Here is a 17,939-nt window from a genome sequence, read left to right as displayed (position 1 = left end):
AAATCAAAATGAAAATCAAAATAGCAATCGCAATATTTCTATTGTCTAGTTCAATACAAGCACAAGAAATCAGTATAAAACTTAGCGGTGGCCCATCAGGGATTCTTTATGAGAGTTCTGAAAGAAATGGAAATTTAAAAGCTGACGGAGGTTTAGGAATTGGATATACTTATTTATTAAATAATCATTGGGGAATTAATACAGGTATAGATATTTTCTACAATCAAAATACGTTTAAGCTGAATGAAGGAACAACTATAAAATCTTATGAAGTTGATGATCAAATGACGGCATTCGAATACAGGGTTGCGCCGAAAAATTATCAGGAAAAACAACATTTTGTTTCTTTGGCAATTCCAGTTCTTTTACAGTACAGAACTCCAATTTCAAACCAATCACAATGGTATTTGGGTTTTGGCGGAAAAGTTTTATTTCCAGGAAAACAAACCATAAAAGCTTCTGCTGATGAATTACAGTTAAGCGGTTATTACCCAGATATCAATCTGCTTATCGATGATTTGCCTTCACACGGATTTGGAAAAGTCAACAATTGGCAGGACAAAACTTCGGCAGATCTTAAAACTTCATTATTAGTAAGTTTAGAAACAGGTTTAACTTTCAAGCTAAAAGAGAATTTACAGCTTTATACTGGTATTTTTGCTGATTATGGTTTTTCAGATTTAGTAGAAAATACAGAAAACGCAAACATCGTTTTGTATGATCCAAACGGGATTGAAAATACGCAGGCAAATGGTGTTTCGGGAAATAAAATGATAGTACAAAAGAGCAATTTTTTTTCTGCTGGTTTACAAATCAAATTAGGTTTTTTACTTAAAAAAGCGAAAGGGAATTAACAAAAGCCGAACGATTAAAATACCGATAAATTAGATTTTAAAATAAGAAATAAATCACTTATTAGTCTCATCTGCACAGCAAATTAATAAGTAGTTTATTAGGAAGAGCAATCCGTCAACTCATTTAAAAAATACATGTTTTCTAGTTTTGAACAGGGAAGCTCCGCCATTCGAACCTCAGTAGAGAAAAGTTTGATTTTGATGAATTGAGTACCAGGTGAAGATTTACGCGCCACAATTCTGCCACAAAACTTGGTATGGTGAAATATCTTAAAAAAACCGCCTTAACTTTTTGTGGCAAAAAAGGTATCACATCCACTTTAAAAATGCGCCACGAATGTGCCACAAAGTTTTTGTTCGATTTTATAAATATTGAAAAGTGGTATAAAAGAAAAAACCCTGCAAATCATTTGATTTGCAGGGTTTACCGCTTTTTTCCGGCTTTTTTATGAACTTTGAAAAGTTTGCTATCCTTTCGTTTAAAGCCTTCAGCGGAGAAAGAGGGATTCGAACCCCCGGACCTGTTACAGTCAACAGTTTTCAAGACTGCCGCATTCGACCGCTCTGCCATTTCTCCAGTATGTTGCTATCATTTCCTGATTGCGAGTGCAAATATAGGACGCTTTTCTGATTATAAAAACTTTTTTGGTTATTTTTTTTAAGTAATTTTCAAGTGCTTAATTATCAGTGTTTACAAAATGATGTTTTTATAATTTTTATTCTAAATCGTCTAAAATTGGCACCGGTTTTTTGTTTTCATCGACGGCGACAAAGGAAAAAGTTCCTGAAACTACAGTTTCACGAAGTTCAGAATACATTTGTTCCATGAAAATATCAACATGAATTTTACAACTTGTTCTTCCAACACTAATTACTTTTGCAACTAATTCGATTAAAGTTCCTGCTGGAATCGCTTTTTTAAAGTCAATTTGTCCCGTTGAAATGGTTACCACTTTTTTTCGGCTGAATCGTGTTGCACAAATAAAAGCAACTTCGTCCATCAAATGAAGTGCAGTTCCTCCAAATAAAGTGTCATAATGATTGGTAGTACTCGGGAAAACGGCTTTAAAAATTCTTGTTTCCGATTTTATAATTCTTTCTTCTACTGTACCCATAAATTAGTAATTTACGTACTCAGTTATTTCCAAACCGTATCCTATCATTCCAACACGTTTTGTTTGCTGTGTATTTGAAACTAATCTAATTTTTGAAATATCAATATCATGAAGAATTTGAGCTCCAATTCCGTAATCTTTACTGTCGATAATTATTTTTGGTGCTTTTAATGTTCCTTCTGATTGTAAAGCTTTGAGTTCAGAAATTCTATTTAATAGATTAACCGCAGTCATGTCCTGATTAATAAAAATAATAGCTCCTTTACCATCTTCATTAATAACTTTAAACATATCGTCTAATTGCTGTTCGGCATTGTTTGTTAAAGTACCTAGCAGATCATTGTTAACTTGTGACGAGTGGATTCGGGTTAAAATTGGTTCACCTAAATTCCATGTTCCTTTTGTTAAAGCAATATGTATTTGTTTATTTGTAGTTTGCTCGTACGCTCTTAATCTAAAAGTTCCAAAACGGGTTTCAATATCAAAATCTTCTTTTTTAACAATCAGACTGTCATGTTGCATTCTATAAGCAACCAAATCTTCAATTGAAACTAATTTTAAATTGAATTTTTTTGCTACTTCAATAAGCTGAGGTAAACGCGACATTGTACCGTCTTCATTCAAAATTTCGCAGATAACACCAGCAGGTTTAAATCCCGCTAGTCTTGCAAAATCAATTGCAGCTTCAGTATGTCCAGTTCTTCTTAAAACGCCACCTTGTTTTGCAATTAATGGAAAAATATGTCCAGGACGAGCTAAATCATGAGGTTTTGTATTAGCATCAACTAGAGCTTGAACTGTTTTTGATCTGTCTGCTGCAGAAATACCAGTTGTAACTCCGTGGCCTTTTAAATCCACAGAAACTGTAAAAGCAGTTTCCATATGATCTGTATTATTGGTTACCATCGCACGTAAATCAAGCTCTTTACAACGGCTTTCTGTCAGTGGTGTACAAATTAATCCACGTCCGTGTGTAGCCATAAAGTTGATCATTTCAGGAGTCACTTTTTCGGCTGCAGCCAAAAAATCACCTTCATTTTCACGATCTTCATCATCGACTACAATGATAACTTTACCTTGACGAATATCTTCTATAGCTTCTTCAATGGTATTGAGTTGTATTTTTGTTGACATAATTATTGTTTGTTTTTAGCAGTAAAAAACCGCTCGGAAATTTTTTGAAATAGTTGTGATACTGGCGTTGTAATTGCGTCAAAATTTATTAAACCGTTATCGTTGGTTGCACGATAGGTCAATAAAATAGCCAATGGGGATAATATAAAAGATGACATCCATGATCCTAAAAAAGGAGTCATACCGCCTTCTTGCGAAAGTCTTTTTCCAAAAGTATTAATGAAGTGGAAAGTAATAAAAATTAATACTGCAAATACAATAGGTAATCCTAATCCACCTTTACGGATAATTGCTCCTAATGGGGCTCCAATAAAAAACATTAAAAAACAGGCAAAAGCAATCACAAATTTCTCATATAATGCGCTGAGATGTTTGTTGATTTCACGTTGCTTGTCTTTTAAATCTTTTTGTGTTGCTTCAATAGAATAAACGTTGCTGGTTACATTGCTGCTGGCCATTTTTAGAATATCCAATTTTTGCTTATTTGTATATAATGATAAAAGATTGTTAGGTAATTGCTTTTTCTTTATATTGTTTTTGACTGGAATTGGGATTTTTTTGATTCCCACGCGCTGATTGATATTTTCTGAAAAAGAAATAATTTCATTATCCAGATTTTTATTTAAAGAGTCCAGTGTATAGCGTAGTTCATTAACATTCAGCATTCCGTTAGTGCTGTTTACACTTTCTTTATCTTCATCAACTTTATTCAGTTCCGACAAATCAATATTGATGATTTGCTTTTTAAAGGCTGCTTTAACAAATGGAAGTTTAGCACGGTCCTCATATTTTTTTGGTGTAACATCTTGATAATAATAACCATCATTCAGGACCAGTTTCAAAATACTGGATTTTTCATTACTGATTAATTTACCATTTTTAGCTTTAATAACGGTTTTGTTTTCACCGACATTATTATTTTTCTCATGGATCGTAACGCCAGTCAGGATATTTCCGTTTTCGCCTGATTTTTTATTTACCTTAATATTATAAGTGCCAACATCATTAAACTGACCTTCAGCAATTGCCATGGCAGGTTTTGCTTGTGCTATATTTTTTCGGAAATTAACAAATTTATACTCTGCATACGGAATTACATTATTGGCAAACCAAAAGGCAACAATGCTTAAAACACATATAAATGCAATTAAAATACGCATTGCTCTCTGAAGTGATATTCCAGAAGATTTCATAGCTGCAAATTCATAATTTTCAGCAAGGTTTCCGAAAGTCATAATAGAGGCCAATAAAACGGAAAGCGGTAAAACCAATGGAATAATTCGTGGCATTGAAAACAATAGAAATTTTACAACCAGTATCAAATCCAGGTCTTTACCTGCAAGCTCTGAGATAAAAAGCCAAACCGTTTGAAGTATGAATATAAAAAAAAGGATTACGAATACCGTAGTAAACGTAATCAGAAATGTTTTTAGTAAGTATTTGTCTAAAATTTTCAACCTTGTAATTTAATCTAATTTGTTGATGTAGTATTTTGGATATTTGCTCGCTACAAAGGTAAATTGATTTTTTGATAAAGGCTGATTGGTTTTAAAAGAATTAACGGTTAAAGTTGTTTTTGTTCCGTTTTTTCCAGTTTCAATCAAATTATAAATGTGTTTTGTCTGAACATCAACACCTAACAAAATTTCTTTTCTTTGGTCTTTTCCGCTAGTTGGTACTAATTTGATGTATTGGATTTTTCTTCCTTTCACATTCTGCACAATATCCATATTGTATTTGTATCCGGAATTAAAGAAAGTCAGCATTTTTGAAGGCGTAATTGCGTTGTCATCTTTTTCATTTACTTTAGAAACGGTAACTTCTTCGTCTTCAGGAACAATTGTGTATGTTTTTTGTCCGTCAAATATTTTTGTAACACCCATAAAGTTCAAAACATATTGGTTTCCTTTCATGGTTACATTTCCTTTGCTGTCTTGATTAATGTTTTCTTTCGCATTATTCAAAGAATACTTAAAATCGATAACAATATTGTCGTAACTTTTTATTTTAGCCGTTACTTCGTTCAATAAATCTTTGGCTTTTTTATCCTGAGCCTGAGTAGAAGTGAAGCTCAAAAGCAATATTGCAGCGATTTGAAAACACTTTTTAGTCATGTTAGTGATAGAATTGTTTCTGATTTCCTGAATTTTTGTTTTCATGATGGGGTTAATTTTGTTCATTATTAAAAAATTGATCAAGAGCACTTAAGTCTAAAATGTTCACACTTCGAGCTTTACTGCCTTCAAATGGGCCAACAATTCCGGCTGCTTCCAATTGATCAATCAATCGCCCGGCTCTGTTGTAGCCTAATTTTAATTTTCTTTGCAGTAATGAAGCAGAACCTTGCTGTGCATTGACAATAATCTCTGCGGCTTCTCTAAATAAGGTGTCTCTTTCGGAAATATCTATATCAAGATTGATGCCACTTTCTTCTCCAATGAACTCCGGAAGCAAATATGCTGTGGCATACGCTTTTTGTCCGCCAATAAAATCTGTAATTTTTTCAACTTCAGGAGTGTCAATAAATGCGCACTGTACACGCACAACATCGTTTCCATTTGTGTATAATAAATCTCCTCGTCCAATCAATTGATCTGCACCTTGAGTATCTAAAATCGTTCTTGAGTCAATTTTTGAAGTTACTCTAAAGGCAATTCTGGCAGGGAAATTGGCTTTAATTAAACCTGTAATTACGTTTACAGATGGTCTTTGTGTAGCAATAATCAAGTGAATACCAATAGCACGAGCCAGCTGAGCCAGACGTGCAATCGGAATTTCGACTTCTTTTCCGGCAGTCATAATCAAATCTGCGAACTCATCGACAACCAAAACGATGTAAGGTAAAAATCGGTGGCCAGCTTCTGGATTTAGTTTTCTTGCTTTGAATTTATCGTTGTATTCTTTGATATTACGAACCATCGCATCTTTTAATAAAGAATAACGATTGTCCATTTCTGTACAAAGCGAGTTTAATGTATTGACAACTTTTGCGTTATCTGTAATGATAGCGTCTTCTGTATCAGGAAGTTTGGCTAAATAATGTCTTTCAATTTTATTGAAAAGCGTAAGCTCCACTTTTTTCGGGTCAACCAAAACAAATTTTACTTCTGCTGGATGTTTTTTGTATAAAAGAGAAGTCAATACCGCATTCAATCCAACCGATTTTCCTTGTCCTGTAGCACCCGCCATCAATAAGTGAGGCATTTTGGCTAAATCGACAACAAAAGTTTCGTTTGAAATGGTTTTTCCTAAAGCAATTGGCAATTCCATTTCAGCTTCTTGGAATTTCGCAGCTCCAATAACACTTTTCATAGAAACCATAGTTGGGTTCTTGTTTGGGACTTCGATACCAATTGTTCCTTTTCCTGGAATTGGCGCAATAATACGAATTCCTAAAGCAGACAATGATAAAGCAATATCATCTTCTAAACTTTTAATTTTAGAAATTCTGATTCCCGCTTCCGGTACAATTTCATATAAAGTTACCGATGGTCCAACGGTTGCTTTAATTTGTGCAATTTCAATTTTGTAGTTACGCAATGTATCTACAATCTTGTTTTTGTTTTCTTCTAATTCTTCCTGGTTGATCGTAATTCCGCCAGTCGAATATTCTTTTAATAAATCGATGGTTGGGAATTTATAATTCGAAAGATCTAAAGTAGGATCAAATAAACCAAAATCAGCAACTAGGCGTGAAGCTAGATTTTCTTCAATAATATCTTCTTCTTCTGCTTTTTCAATTACAAACTCTTCAGTATGAGCTGGAGCTGAAACGGTTGCGGGATTGATGTTCATTTGAACGGGTTTTAAAACCGGATTTAAATCAATTTCAGAGGAATGATTAATAGTTGGTTTTAAAGCTTCTTTGTTGATTTCGAATTGAGAATCAATCGTTTTTAGGTGAATATTATCCAGTTCGGGATCTTCTTCTTCCTCAATTGCAAATTCCTCTAAATTATAAGCACTTTCAGGTTGTAGCGGTTGTTGTTGAGTTGGTTTTATAGATTCTAATTCCGATTTGAATTCTTTTTTAGTAGAATCGAAATAAGACTGAATTTTTTCAGGAGATACTTTTATTTTGAAAATCAAATAAACGATCAGTCCAAAAAGCAAGCTAAGTAAAGTTCCTGTTTTTCCAATGTAATCTTGAAGAAAAAGGTTAAGTTCATAACCAATTGTTCCCCCTAATTCTGGTGCTGATGTAGCGAAAAAACCAAAAAGAACTGAAACAACAATCATAGCAAATAAATCCCAAAACCAGGTATTTTTTAGTTTTTTGGTCGAAAGTTCCAATGCTAAAAACAATCCAGTTAAGAAAAATAAACGGACAAAAATAAAAGATGCAATCCCGAAACCTCTGTAAACAATTAAGTCAGCAAGATAAGCTCCGAATTTTCCGAGCCAGTTCTGTACTACTTCGTCTCGGTCACCAAGACTATTGACAGCACTTTGGTCTGTCTGCCATTGTCCGTTAACGTAAAACGAAATAAACGCAACCAATAATGCGATTGAAAAGAGCACCAAAAGGCATCCCAAAACAAACTTTTGTTGTTTGGTTAATTTCCAAGACCTAATACTCTCTACTTTTGATTCGGTTTTTTTCTCTGCAGTTTCTTTTTTTGTTTTTGCCATTCTTGCGTTCCTTGCCTATATAAATTTTGGGATATAAATAATTAAGCCAATCGCTATTGCTGTCATTGCTGCAAAAAATACCGCTCCAGCAGCAATATCTTTAATAAAACCGATTCGTCTGCTGTAATCTGGATGAATAAAATCAGCAATTTTTTCAACTGCTGTATTCAATCCTTCAACACTTAAGACTAAGCCAATCGCTAATGTCTGGCAAAGCCATTCGGTTTGTGAAATATGAAAATAAAAACCAGCTATGGTCATGATAATTCCCAATGAGAATTGAACCATAACACTGTGTTCTGTTTTAATCAATTTTACAGCTCCTTTAAAAGCATAAGTAACACTTTTTAAGCGACCTGTAACAAATGTATTATCTTTTTGAAACTCCATTTAAAGGAAAATATTATAGTGCTGCTAAAGCCGCTTCGTAATTTGGTTCGTTTGCAATTTCTGCTACTTGTTCTGTGTGAAGAACTTTTCCATCAGCATCAACAACAATGATTGCTCTTGAGTGTAAACCTGCTAATGGTCCATCAAGGATTTCTAATCCGTTTGCTTTACCGAAAGCGCCAGTTTGGAAATCTGATAAGTTTACTACATTTTCTAAACCTTCAGCGCCACAAAAACGTTTTTGAGCAAAAGGTAAATCTCTTGAAATACATAAAACAGTCGTGTTTTCTAATCCGCTTGCACTTGCATTGAATTTTCTAACAGATGTTGCACAAGTTCCTGTATCAACACTTGGAAAAATATTTAAAACTAATTTTTTTCCAGCAAAATTGCTTAATGAAGCAACTGATAAATCGTTTTGTACTAATTTGAAATCAGCTAATTGTGATCCAACTGCTGGTAATTCGCCCGATGTATGAACTGGATTTCCTCCTAAAGTTATTGAAGCCATGATTTTTGTTTAAATTAATGAGGTTCAAAAGTAAGGATTAATATTTGAATCTAAAAGTATTTGTTAAGCGTTTAAGGATAGATTAAGGTTGGTTTTTGGATGGCCACAAATTCACGAATTTATCTAATTATTTTAGATTTATTACGTTTGTCGATAACCATAAAAGTCAATTGAAACCGTTTGCCTGCGAGAGGGATAGGAGCTGGCTACCAAAGTAGCGCGGATAGCCCGACAGCATTAGGGAAAGGGGCTAATGTAGGCAAAGCATGTTTAGCCCCTTTTTCTAATGGTGTCTCGCCCAAATTATTTTAGATTTTAGAAGGTAGATTTTAGATTTGCTTTACACTTGTCGGGCTGAGCGGAGTGGAAGCCCGCGCAAGTAGCTCCGCAATCTAAATTGATAATCTTTGTCGATTTGCTTTGCGTGGGCTTCGACTCCGCTCAGCCTGACAAAGATGGCCTGAAAACTGCGACTGAATACTGAAAAAAAAAAAAGCGTCTCCAAATAGAAACGCTTTCTCAGTCATGTTTTTTTTGTTTTTTATTTGAAAAAGAGGCCGATTATTTATCGATTGAACCTAAAACACGTTTCATGAACGTATTTAAAGCTTCTTTTTTATCTGTTCCTTGAGCTACAAGTTTCTGTACTTCAAGTGCGCCGTACATGTTAGAAATCAATTCTCCGATAACATCTAATTCTTCATCTTTTAGAGAAGGAATTTCAGTCATTGCTTCCAAAACTTCGATCGTTTCAATGATATAATCCTGATCGTTTTCTTCGATGAATTGTGTTAAATGCTTAATTACTGGTAATTTCATAATTTTAGACTTCTTAGATTTTTAGACATTCTTAGACTTCTTAGACTTTTTTAAATTGTAGACCACTCTAAGAAGTCTAAAAATCTAAGTCAGTCTAACTGGTCTAAATTTATGCAATTGCGTTTACAAGATCGATCAAAACTTCTTGTTTGTTAGTTTGCGTTTCGCCAACTAATTGTCCGTTTACGAAAGTTGCGAATGTTGGCAGGTTGCTCACATTAGCTAATTTTCTTGATTCAGGAGAATTTTCTGCATCAACCAAAACAAAAGTAATAGCTTCATTTTCTGTTGCTAATTTTTTGAATTTTGGTTTCATAATACGGCAATTTCCACACCATGAAGCTGAATATTGTACTACTACTTTTTCGTTTTTAGCAACTAAATCTGCTAACGTATCTTCGTTTAAGTCGATTAACATAATTTTTATTTTTTAGACACTAAGTTACTAAGGTTCTAAGATGCTAAGTTTTGCTTCTTGAACCGTATAACTTTATGTGGATTTTTGATGGATTTTTAAGTCGTTGAGATTCTAAGATCTAAGTTTAATCTTAGAATCTCTCGACTTTTATTGTAGAATTTTATCTAAGATTCAAAAGTTAAGTTACAAAACTTAGCATCTTGGAACCTTAGTATCTTAGAAGCTTAATTAGCGCTTAAGTATTCAGCAGTACTTAGTCTGTCAGCAGACATTGCTTCTTTACCAGCTTCCCAGTTTGCTGGACAAACTTCACCTTTAGTTTGGATGTGTGTGTAAGCGTCAACCATTCTTAAGTATTCGTTTACGTTACGTCCTAATGGCATATCGTTTACACTTTCGTGGAAGATTTTTCCAGTTTCGTCAATTAGGTAAGTAGCTCTGAAAGTTACATTTGAACCTTCGATGATAACTGAATCCGTTTCTTCGCTGTATTCTGTAGAATCAATATCTAAAATTCCTAAAATGTTAGATAAGTTACGGTTTGTATCCGCTAAGATTGGGTAAGTTACACCTTCAATTCCACCATTGTTTTTTGGTGTGTTCAACCAAGCAAAGTGAACTTCGTTAGTATCGCAAGAAGCACCAATTACGATAGTATTTCTTTTTTCGAATTCTGGTAATGCAGCTTGAAAGGCGTGTAATTCAGTTGGGCAAACAAAAGTGAAATCTTTTGGGTACCAAAACAATAATACTTTTTTGTTGTTGTTTACTGCTTCTTCAAAAATGTTGATTTTTAAATTATCACCCATTTCTGAGATAGCATCTACTGCAATACTTGGGAATTTTTTTCCTACTAAAGACATATTTTTCGTTTTACGTTAAAAATTTATTTCTGGTGCAAAAGTAGTCTATAAGTAAGGTTGCTTACAATAAGATGTGATTATAAAAATTTATAAGTTGATAAATTTTGACTATTTAATGTTTTAACTTATTGGATATCAATATTTACTGGGAGAATTCCGTTTGAAGAAATTTTTTCTAAAAATTGGATTCCCGCAGTTTTTTGAAACTCCTCAAAATCCTGATACGCCTGAATTAATCCTGAAGCCTTTTTAAGATTCGGAATTATTGGTAAAACGTATGGATTTCCGAAAACGTAAACAATGCATTTTTTGGATTGAAGTAAATCAGAAAGCAGTTTTAGAACTTCATTATCAATTTCGAAATTATTCATTGGTTTTGCCTTTGGAACAAACAATGAAATGATAATCGTTTCAAAATTTTCTAATTCCTTTTTGATAGATGAAATATCTGAAACTTCTAAATTTTCAAAAGCAAATTCAGGTGAAGATAATTTTGCATTTAAAGTTTTAAAGAAAGTGTTTTCGGTGTTTTTATATAAACTCAGTTTGGCAAGTTTGTTCTTTTTCTGCGCTTCAAAAGCTAATTCTGAACTCGAATTACCAATGATTTTAGTAATTGAATTTTGAGCAATTTCCAGATTTAATTCTGATGTTTTTTTGAAATCTAATTCGCCCGAAGCAGAAGTGTTTCCAGAAAGAATCCCGGCTTTTTCTTTCGCTTTCATGATTCGGTTAAAGCTTTCTTCGATTCGTTCTGGTGAAGCATTTTTTAGAATTTCTTCAATTCCTTCTGGAACATTTTCGGCGAAGCATAAAACATCGTTTCCAGCGTTGAAAGCCTCCCATTCTAAATGTCCTTTGATTTCATAAAGTTTAGAAACGCTGTGCATATTTAAAGCATCAGAAATTACCAAACCGTCATAACCCAATTTATCACGTAATAAATCCTGAATAACAGCTTTTGATAAAGTGGCTGATGTGTCTTTCCCATCATTTAAACTCGGAACTGCCAAATGTCCGATCATAATCGAATCAACATTGTTTTCAATTCCTTTAATGAAGGGATATAATTCGTTTTCCATTAATTCTTCTAAAGTTTCCTTTAAAACCGGCAATCCTAAATGTGAATCAACATTCGTATTTCCGTGTCCGGGAAAATGTTTCAGGCAACCTAAAACCCCGACTTCCGACATTCCTTTTAGATATTCAACAGAAAAATCGGCTACTTTTTCTTTGTTTTCGCCAAAAGAACGATAACCGATAACGGGATTATTTGGATTATTATTGATATCCGCCAAAGGCGATAAATTATACTGAATTCCGGCTGCTTTTAAATCTAAACCGATTTGTTTTCCAACTTCAAAAACCAAATCTGATTTATTCTCTGGCAAAGCGCCAAGCGTAATCGCGTACGGATATTGCGGTGTTTTTTCGATTCGCATTGCCAAACCCCATTCCGCATCAATACTGATTAAAAGTGGAGTAGAAGCTGCCTTTTGATAACGAACAATTAATGCTTTGATTTTTTCGTAACTATCATCATTAAAAACAACTTTTTTCTTACTTTCATAATTCGTCGCAGCGCTCGCACGACTGTGGAAAAAGGTCAGTCCACCAATGTTATGTTCTTTGATTAAACGCTCGGTTTCCTGAATATTTTCTTCGGTATCGTTTATAAAAACAGCAGGAAAAAAGAATTGTCCCACTTTTTGGCGTAATGCTTCGGCAGTAATTTTCATTATTATAAAGTCTTTTTCATACAGACACTATTATCCATCTTTTCATAAGGCGGATAATTTGGAATGATGGTATAATTTAATTTTTGATATAAGTTGATGGCTTCTGGCTGATTTTTTCCTGTTTCCAGAATGGTATAAGTATAACCCACTTCTTTGGCCCAGATTTCCAATTCGGCTAAAATTTTTGATGCAATTCCTTTTTTTCGAAAATCAGGATGAACGTACATTCTTTTGATTTCGGTTTTATCGCTTTCTTTTTCGCGAAAAGCGCCGCAACCTACAGGAATGTCATTTTCGTAATAAACAATCGTATGTTTTATTTTATCGGTTTTGTTAAACTGATTGTAAAATGCATGATCGTCTCCGTCTCTAATTGCCAGATCTTTATCTAATAAAGCAACGAGATTTATAAAATCGATATCATCTGAATTGGTTCGTTTTAAAGTACTCATTTCGATTTTTTTACCATTAAGATATTGAGCTCATAAAGCTTGGCTTAAATTACTTAATCTCTTAATGGTTAAAGAAAATTAAGATTCATTTAAATTTACTTACTTTAATTTCGCCTTTTTTTGTTTAGCCAATTGTTTTTTGGTTTCAATTGCCTTTTCCAACCGGTTTTTAAAGCGGAAAAGTTTTGGCAAACCTTCTAATCGGTCTACGAGTGTGATTTCTTCGTAAACCAAAATAGCTTTTTCTAAAACTCTGATTTCGTTTTCAAGATCAAGCTGGTTTTTGTAGATCGTTGCTAATCTATCGTAAGGATGATTTCCTTTAAAGCTTTCTGCGACATTTTCCTCATACAATTCAATTGCTTTTTCAAGATTTCCGTTTTTTTCGAACTCAGCTCCTTTCAAGTTGCGTTCGGCCTGCAAATTTTCATTGATTTCCATAGGTAAAAGTTTGATTTGGGGTTAAACTTCTTCTGATTTTTTCCCAAAATCTTTCGGGAAAGTTAAAAAACGTGATAAAATAAGACCTGGAATTGTAGCTATAAGAACCCATATAAAGAAGTTGTCATAGCCTAAATATTTCCAAATATAACCGCTCAGCATTCCCGGAAGCATCATTCCTAATGCCATAAAACCAGTTGCAAGTGCATAATGCGCTGTTTTTGATTCTCCTTCGGCAACGTGAATTAAATACATCATGAAAGCTGTAAAACCAAAACCGTAGCCAAATTGTTCTAAAATAACAACGATATAAATGTAATAAATTGATGTTGGGTGAAAAAATGCCAATAAAATAAATCCGATAATAGGTAAATGCATCGTTAAAAACATCGGAAACATCCATTTAGTAAGACCTTGTTTCGAAATAGCGATTCCGCCTAAAATTCCGCCTAGAGTCAAAGCTCCAACGCCAAAAGTTCCATAAATAATTCCAACAGCTTCGGTGTCTAATCCCATTCCGCCTAATTCTTTTCCATCCAATAAAAATGGAGTAAGCATTTTAAGTAATTGCGATTCTCCTAATCTGAAAACCAGAATAAAAGCCAAAATTAATCCGATTTGTTTTTTCTTAAAGAAACTGATAAAAACCGTGATGAAGTTTTGATTTTGATGTTTTTCTTTAGTGTCAGCAACAGCGTTTATTTCATTTTTTGGAGTAAAAATAAAATTGTAAGCTGTAATGAAAGTCATTAATAAACCAACACAAATCATAGTATATGACCAAGCTTTTGTGTTGTCACCATATTTATGTTCTAAATATCCAGCAAAAAGTACTACTAATCCATTTCCGGCAAGCATTGAAAGTCTATAGAAAGTGCTTCTAATTCCGATAAAGAAAGATTGTTTGTCTTCTGGCAAAACCAATAAATAGAAGCCGTCAGTTGCAATATCATTTGAAGCTGAAGCAAAAGCGGCAACCCAGAATATAGATAATGATAGTATGAAAAAGCCATTGAATGGAATCGTGAATCCGACCAATAAAAAGGCTATTGAAATTAATAACTGCATGGATAAAAACCATTTTCTTTTGGTTCCAACCAATTCGATAAGCGGACTCCAAAGCGGTTTTACCACCCACGGAAGATATAACAAACTGGTATAAACTCCAATGTCTTCATTTGAAATTCCCAGATTTTTGTACATAATTACCGAAACTGAAATAATTATGGCATAAGGCAATCCAGATGCAAAATTAAGAAACGGAATCCAGAACCAAGGTTTATTATCTATTTTCATTAGGTTGATTTGGTGTATAGTTTTTAAATGGCTTTTTTAAATCTAATGCAGTTGGTGTACTTTCGTTGGCAAAATAATCAATAAAAGTGAAAGCACAGGCTTTAAAAAGATTTAGTTTTCCTCCAGCAATTGAAAAAGTGATTTTTCCGTCAACTTCTTTTACAGTAACTTTTTCAACGATTTTTGTTGCATCGTTAATATCGATTTTTGAAACATTATCACCACCATAAAGTACCATATAACGTACTTTTGTATTTAGCGGACTTTTGATTGTAAAGGTATATTTTATGCTGTCTTTTGTATATTCAAGAACTTGAGGTGTATCAATAATAACACGTTTTAAATTTGGAACAGCTGCAGGAAGCGCCGGATATTTATATTGATTTTCTTCAAGATGGCGAACTACATCAAAATTTTTATTCATGAACCATTTTGAGCTGAAATAAGCACTTCCGGAAACATTTTTAAACGTTCTTAAGAAGTCAATTTGAGTTGGAATTTCCTGCATAAAATTCCAGCTTTTGTCACCATCGCCTCTAATTTTATAAGATGCGTGACCAATGTAAATTGCAGTATTATTGGAGTTTTCAGACCACCATTTTACTAATTTCGAATAAGACGCTCTCGGATTATTCATGCTCCAATACAATTGTGGCAGAATGTAATCGATCCATTTCTGATCCATCCATAACATTGGATCTGCATACAAATCATCATAATTTGAAGTCGATTGTGTTTCAGAACCTCTAGGGTCCTGAGATTTATTTCGCCAAACCCCAAACGGACTAATCCCGAATTGAACCCACGGTTTGCTGGCTTTTATAGTTGTAGAAATGGTATGTACAAAGTTGCTCACATTGGCACGACGCCAGTCTGAAAGACTTAAGCCTGCACCATATTTTTTGTATGAAGCCGAATCATTGAAAACTTTTCCAGGAACGGCGTATGGATAAAAATAATCATCAAAATGAATCGCGTCGATATCATATTTGTCAACGACTTCTTTTACTACTTTAGTCAAATGTTCCTGAACTTCAGGTAGAGCAGGATCATAATAGTATTTTCCGCCGTACTCGATCATCCATTCAGGATGTTTGAAAAGATCATGTCCTGGGCTTAAAAGATTCTTATTTAAATCGAAAGTTGCTCGATACGGATTCAGCCACGCGTGAAATTCAAATCCGCGGTTATGTGCCTGCTCAATCATCCATGCCAGTGCATCGTAATATGGGTTTGGAGCCAAACCTTCTTTTCCTGTTAAAAATCGCGACCAAGGAGCAAATTCAGAAGGATAAATAGCATCACCAACACTTCGAACCTGAACAATTACGGCGTTATAATTTAGTTTTTTATACGTTTCTAGAATTTCAAGATAATCAGCTTTTTCTTTTTCTACGTTGTCATTGGCTGTTTTTGGCCAGTCAATATTCACAACCGTGGCAATCCATACACCTCTGAATTCGTTCTTAGGATGCAATATTTTTTCCTGTGCAGCGGATTTCCATCCAAAGAAAAACAAAAATATAATAGAGTATAGTAAGTGCTGATTTTTATGCATTTCAATCTTTAATTTAACAAAAACCAAAAATAGGTTTAATTTTTTTTCCGCCACGAATTCACGAATTTTATTTTTAAAATCATAATGCAATTAACATAATTCATTTAATTAATCACGTTTTTTTCGCATAGATTATAAACAAATTCGTGAATTACTTCGTCTGTCCCTTCGGTCGAGTCGTGGCTATCTTTTAATCAGGGAACGAAATTTTCCCCATTGTTACCGATGGAATTCCTTTTTTTGAACCAAAATTATAATTTCCTCCAGCAACAGTTTCATTCGCCAAAACGGCAAACAAAACCGCTTCTTTTGCATCGCCAGAAATTCCGAGAACGTCGCTTTTTTCAAATTTACAAGATAGTAATTCCTGTAACCAGCTCACCAATAACGGATTTCTCGCGCCACCGCCCGACATGTAAACTGTAAACTCTTCGATTGGTGTTTTAGTATTTTGTACAACAAACAAAACCGCTTCGGCAATTGTTTCGGCACTAAGGCGCGTTAAAGTAGCCAGCAAATCGGGTGCCGAAATGTTTTGTAAACCTAATTTTACCAAAGCCGAGTTTACAAATTCATGGTTGAATAATTCCTGACCAATTGTTTTTGGGAAACTTTTTTGGAAGAAAGCATCGCTTTTTAATTCGCTTAAAAGTTCCTGATTTACAATTCCGCTTTTTGCGATTTCAGCATCTTTATCAAAACTTTTTTCAGGGAAAAATTGTTTCGTGAAAATATCAATTAACGTATTTGCCGTTCCGGTATCGGTTACAAAAACTTCCTCGGCGTTTTGTGAGGCTGGTAAATAAGTGAAATTTGCGATGCCGCCCATATTCAACATAATTCGGTTTTCGCCTTTTTTGCTGAATAACAAATAATCGCCATAAACTGCCAAAGGTGCGCCTTCACCGCCAGCAGCAACGTGTTTTTGTCTAAAATCTGATAATGTTATAATTCCGGTTTGTACTGCAATATGATCGCCGTCGCCAATTTGCAAAGTTGCATTTGGAAATTTTTCCTGCTGATGCAAAAACTTTGGCGCATGCAAAACCGTTTGTCCGTGCGATGCAATTAAATCAACTTCGTTTGTGGGAATATTCCATTTTAAAAGACAATCGTTGATCATTCCGGCATGCAAATCGGCAATCCATTCGTTTAGTAAAACCAAATGCTGAAAATCGATTGTTTTTTTAGCAAATACTTTTCTGATTTCGGTTTTAATGTCTTCGTTGTAATCGATGGTTTCAAACTGCTCGATTTTTACAACTGTGTTTTCGCCTTCGCCTGAAACTTCACAAAGCGCCAAATCAAGTCCGTCAAGCGAAGTTCCGGACATTAAACCGATTATTTTTCTGGTTTCTTTTTGAGCGATTTCGTAAAGAGCTTTTATATTTTTATTCATTTCAAGTAATCTTAAAAGAGCATTTAATTTGGAAACGCTAAAATGGGATTATTTTACATATAAATATAAGTAAACTTAGAGATTTATTTTTTAAAGGCTGGGCGTAAATATTTTTAAACACATATGATCATAGTTTTTCTTTACGGTTATAGGCGTTTCACTTTTTTAAATAAACATAGCTATGTATAAAATCTTGATTTTATTTAATTCTTTTATTGAGTTCCGAAATTATGTTTCTATCTGTTTAAATAAAAACGCAACGGGTCAAATAAACTTACATCGCTTTTTATATATTTGTTTTCAAACTAATTAAATCTT

Annotated in this window: 17 protein-coding genes and 1 tRNA gene; 1 reads left to right on the top strand and 17 read right to left on the bottom strand. The window is 33.9% G+C overall.

The window, feature by feature from the left end:
• Nucleotides 1-8 precede the first annotated feature (8 nt).
• Nucleotides 9-854 (top strand): outer membrane beta-barrel protein, encoded by an 846-nt coding sequence (locus ACWA1B_RS09995; protein WP_456906435.1) that lies wholly within the window; start codon nt 9-11, stop codon nt 852-854.
• Between the two features lie 492 nt (nt 855-1,346).
• On the opposite strand, the gene ACWA1B_RS09990 is transcribed toward ACWA1B_RS09995, so the two are convergent.
• From ACWA1B_RS09990 to ACWA1B_RS09910, 17 genes are all read right to left on the bottom strand, one after another.
• Nucleotides 1,347-1,431: transfer RNA gene (locus ACWA1B_RS09990), tRNA-Ser, on the bottom strand.
• A 139-nt stretch (nt 1,432-1,570) separates the two neighbouring features.
• Complete coding sequence (locus ACWA1B_RS09985) at nt 1,571-1,969, bottom strand: acyl-CoA thioesterase (protein ID WP_456906434.1); 399 nt, start codon at nt 1,967-1,969, stop codon at nt 1,571-1,573.
• A gap of 3 nt (nt 1,970-1,972) precedes the next feature.
• A complete protein-coding gene (ribB, locus tag ACWA1B_RS09980) occupies nt 1,973-3,103 on the bottom strand; it encodes a 3,4-dihydroxy-2-butanone-4-phosphate synthase (RefSeq protein WP_456906432.1) in 1,131 nt (376 codons plus the stop codon).
• A 2-nt stretch (nt 3,104-3,105) separates the two neighbouring features.
• Nucleotides 3,106-4,560: an LptF/LptG family permease gene (locus tag ACWA1B_RS09975; RefSeq protein WP_456906430.1), complete on the bottom strand. Its 1,455-nt coding sequence runs from the start codon at nt 4,558-4,560 to the stop codon at nt 3,106-3,108.
• A gap of 9 nt (nt 4,561-4,569) precedes the next feature.
• Nucleotides 4,570-5,262: an outer membrane lipoprotein periplasmic chaperone LolA1 gene (locus tag ACWA1B_RS09970; protein WP_456906428.1), complete on the bottom strand. Its 693-nt coding sequence runs from the start codon at nt 5,260-5,262 to the stop codon at nt 4,570-4,572.
• Nucleotides 5,263-5,269: 7 nt separating this feature from the next.
• Entirely contained in the window at nt 5,270-7,735 is a 2,466-nt protein-coding gene (locus ACWA1B_RS09965; protein ID WP_456906426.1) for a DNA translocase FtsK, read from the bottom strand.
• Between the two features lie 15 nt (nt 7,736-7,750).
• Complete coding sequence (locus tag ACWA1B_RS09960; protein WP_012024181.1) at nt 7,751-8,125, bottom strand: diacylglycerol kinase; 375 nt, start codon at nt 8,123-8,125, stop codon at nt 7,751-7,753.
• Nucleotides 8,126-8,138: 13 nt separating this feature from the next.
• Nucleotides 8,139-8,636 carry a thiol peroxidase gene (tpx, locus tag ACWA1B_RS09955; RefSeq protein WP_456906424.1) on the bottom strand — a complete coding sequence of 166 codons (498 nt, stop codon included), beginning with the start codon at nt 8,634-8,636 and terminating at the stop codon, nt 8,139-8,141.
• 561 nt (nt 8,637-9,197) lie between these two features.
• Nucleotides 9,198-9,455, bottom strand: a complete 258-nt coding sequence (locus tag ACWA1B_RS09950) for a DUF6952 family protein (RefSeq protein WP_008462029.1) — start codon at nt 9,453-9,455, stop codon at nt 9,198-9,200.
• Between the two features lie 109 nt (nt 9,456-9,564).
• A complete protein-coding gene (locus tag ACWA1B_RS09945; RefSeq protein ID WP_007805605.1) occupies nt 9,565-9,873 on the bottom strand; it encodes a thioredoxin family protein in 309 nt (102 codons plus the stop codon).
• A gap of 224 nt (nt 9,874-10,097) precedes the next feature.
• Nucleotides 10,098-10,736: a peroxiredoxin gene (locus ACWA1B_RS09940; RefSeq protein WP_035649265.1), complete on the bottom strand. Its 639-nt coding sequence runs from the start codon at nt 10,734-10,736 to the stop codon at nt 10,098-10,100.
• A gap of 125 nt (nt 10,737-10,861) precedes the next feature.
• Complete coding sequence (locus tag ACWA1B_RS09935; RefSeq protein ID WP_456906422.1) at nt 10,862-12,475, bottom strand: glycoside hydrolase family 3 protein; 1,614 nt, start codon at nt 12,473-12,475, stop codon at nt 10,862-10,864.
• 2 nt (nt 12,476-12,477) lie between these two features.
• Nucleotides 12,478-12,927: a GNAT family N-acetyltransferase gene (locus ACWA1B_RS09930; RefSeq protein WP_456906420.1), complete on the bottom strand. Its 450-nt coding sequence runs from the start codon at nt 12,925-12,927 to the stop codon at nt 12,478-12,480.
• Nucleotides 12,928-13,026: 99 nt separating this feature from the next.
• Nucleotides 13,027-13,368: a hypothetical protein gene (locus ACWA1B_RS09925; RefSeq protein WP_308092541.1), complete on the bottom strand. Its 342-nt coding sequence runs from the start codon at nt 13,366-13,368 to the stop codon at nt 13,027-13,029.
• Between the two features lie 21 nt (nt 13,369-13,389).
• On the bottom strand, nt 13,390-14,664 hold the full coding sequence (locus tag ACWA1B_RS09920; RefSeq protein ID WP_456906418.1) for an MFS transporter: 1,275 nt from the start codon (nt 14,662-14,664) through the stop codon (nt 13,390-13,392).
• Nucleotides 14,651-16,222: a glycoside hydrolase family 10 protein gene (locus ACWA1B_RS09915; protein WP_456906416.1), complete on the bottom strand. Its 1,572-nt coding sequence runs from the start codon at nt 16,220-16,222 to the stop codon at nt 14,651-14,653. The genes ACWA1B_RS09920 and ACWA1B_RS09915 overlap by 14 nt, the downstream gene beginning before the upstream one ends.
• 190 nt (nt 16,223-16,412) lie before the next feature.
• Nucleotides 16,413-17,621 (bottom strand): anhydro-N-acetylmuramic acid kinase, encoded by a 1,209-nt coding sequence (locus tag ACWA1B_RS09910; protein ID WP_456906414.1) that lies wholly within the window; start codon nt 17,619-17,621, stop codon nt 16,413-16,415.
• Nucleotides 17,622-17,939: the final 318 nt, after the last annotated feature.

The organism is Flavobacterium xizangense, from assembly GCF_054075145.1.
Note: the sequence above shows the minus strand (reverse complement) of the source record. Positions and strands in the feature narration are given on the sequence as shown.

Excerpts from the sequence above, each read along its gene's own strand:
- ACWA1B_RS09995 (WP_456906435.1), top strand. The coding sequence starts at position 9 with ATGAAAATCAAAATAGCAATCGCAATATTTCTATTGTCTAGTTCAATA.
- ACWA1B_RS09985 (WP_456906434.1), bottom strand. The coding sequence starts at position 1,969 with ATGGGTACAGTAGAAGAAAGAATTATAAAATCGGAAACAAGAATTTTT.
- ribB (WP_456906432.1), bottom strand. The coding sequence starts at position 3,103 with ATGTCAACAAAAATACAACTCAATACCATTGAAGAAGCTATAGAAGAT.
- ACWA1B_RS09970 (WP_456906428.1), bottom strand. The coding sequence starts at position 5,262 with ATGAAAACAAAAATTCAGGAAATCAGAAACAATTCTATCACTAACATG.
- ACWA1B_RS09965 (WP_456906426.1), bottom strand. The coding sequence starts at position 7,735 with ATGGCAAAAACAAAAAAAGAAACTGCAGAGAAAAAAACCGAATCAAAA.
- ACWA1B_RS09960 (WP_012024181.1), bottom strand. The coding sequence starts at position 8,125 with ATGGAGTTTCAAAAAGATAATACATTTGTTACAGGTCGCTTAAAAAGT.
- tpx (WP_456906424.1), bottom strand. The coding sequence starts at position 8,636 with ATGGCTTCAATAACTTTAGGAGGAAATCCAGTTCATACATCGGGCGAA.
- ACWA1B_RS09950 (WP_008462029.1), bottom strand. The coding sequence starts at position 9,455 with ATGAAATTACCAGTAATTAAGCATTTAACACAATTCATCGAAGAAAAC.
- ACWA1B_RS09945 (WP_007805605.1), bottom strand. The coding sequence starts at position 9,873 with ATGTTAATCGACTTAAACGAAGATACGTTAGCAGATTTAGTTGCTAAA.
- ACWA1B_RS09940 (WP_035649265.1), bottom strand. The coding sequence starts at position 10,736 with ATGTCTTTAGTAGGAAAAAAATTCCCAAGTATTGCAGTAGATGCTATC.
- ACWA1B_RS09935 (WP_456906422.1), bottom strand. The coding sequence starts at position 12,475 with ATGAAAATTACTGCCGAAGCATTACGCCAAAAAGTGGGACAATTCTTT.
- ACWA1B_RS09930 (WP_456906420.1), bottom strand. The coding sequence starts at position 12,927 with ATGAGTACTTTAAAACGAACCAATTCAGATGATATCGATTTTATAAAT.
- ACWA1B_RS09925 (WP_308092541.1), bottom strand. The coding sequence starts at position 13,368 with ATGGAAATCAATGAAAATTTGCAGGCCGAACGCAACTTGAAAGGAGCT.
- ACWA1B_RS09920 (WP_456906418.1), bottom strand. The coding sequence starts at position 14,664 with ATGAAAATAGATAATAAACCTTGGTTCTGGATTCCGTTTCTTAATTTT.
- ACWA1B_RS09915 (WP_456906416.1), bottom strand. The coding sequence starts at position 16,222 with ATGCATAAAAATCAGCACTTACTATACTCTATTATATTTTTGTTTTTC.
- ACWA1B_RS09910 (WP_456906414.1), bottom strand. The coding sequence starts at position 17,621 with ATGAATAAAAATATAAAAGCTCTTTACGAAATCGCTCAAAAAGAAACC.